The organism is Mycolicibacterium pyrenivorans (assembly GCF_025821625.1).
In the GTDB taxonomy this organism is placed as follows: domain Bacteria; phylum Actinomycetota; class Actinomycetes; order Mycobacteriales; family Mycobacteriaceae; genus Mycobacterium; species Mycobacterium pyrenivorans.
Genome location: NZ_JACKSH010000085.1, coordinates 1 through 446, shown reverse-complemented (window position 1 = coordinate 446; position 446 = coordinate 1). Strand labels below are relative to the sequence as shown.

The window sequence follows — 446 nt, the reverse complement described above, 5'->3', positions numbered from 1 at the left end:
CCAAGGTGGCGACCAAGTGGCCGGCGATCAGCGTCGTCGTCCCCGTTTTGGCCAACGCGGTGGCCAACGGCAACATGCCGGCGATCAGTACCAGCGTGTTCCAGCTGATCAACCGGTAGATGCTGTCGACGCGCACGCAACCGGCACCGACCATGGCCAGTGCCGCGAGCAGTGCCGCGTCGGCGCCGGGCAGCCAGCCGAACGCCATGCACGTGACCATCGCGACGAGGATGACCACCGCAGCGCGTGCCCGGCCCGGCGCGACCAACCGCTGTTCGTATTCGGCGGGCAGGTTGAGCAGGATGAAGTTCCGGCGAGAATCGCTGAGCCGCTCGATGTCGTCCCAGTTGCCACCCACCAACATCGCGTCACCGAAGTCGAGGGTGCGGTTGGTCAGGTCGCCGGTGATGCACTGTCCGCGGTGCCGGACCGCCAGGACCGTCACG

General features: G+C 67.5%; 1 protein-coding gene. It reads right to left on the bottom strand.

All coding sequences use genetic code 11. The features are described from left to right. Window positions 1-446, bottom strand: a 446-nt coding sequence (locus tag H7I57_RS10745) for an SLC13 family permease (protein WP_264023481.1), incomplete at both ends; no start/stop codon positions are given.